Source organism: Vibrio sp. 10N.222.55.C6, assembly GCF_041473395.1.
GTDB lineage: Bacteria > Pseudomonadota > Gammaproteobacteria > Enterobacterales > Vibrionaceae > Vibrio > Vibrio crassostreae_C.
The window spans coordinates 1-236 of sequence record NZ_JBFRSD010000226.1 but is presented as its reverse complement, the minus strand read 5'-3'; the positions used below and the strand labels follow the sequence as shown (position 1 = coordinate 236).

Sequence of the window (236 nt, the reverse complement as noted above, 5' to 3'; positions counted from 1 at the left end):
CTCCAAGGCTTACCTTGCTCCATGTAGAACTGTTGTTGATGATCTAGAAGGTAAGGAATAGCATATTGGCTACCCGCAATGTCTGCTTTCACGCGAATCTCGAGCTCTAGATCATCGTCTGAGCTCACGTTGCCGCTTGGTAATGTCTGAATAGCAGCAGTACTCGTTACCGCCGCCGCTTGCTTAGCAGCCACAGGTTTCGGTGCAGGCTTAGATTCTACTTTTGCAGGAGCCTT

Annotated in this window: 1 pseudogene; it reads right to left on the bottom strand. The window is 49.6% G+C overall.

Annotated features, from left to right (window positions below):
- A pseudogene (locus tag AB4486_RS23370) lies at window positions 1-236 on the bottom strand (SPOR domain-containing protein); the annotation flags it as partial.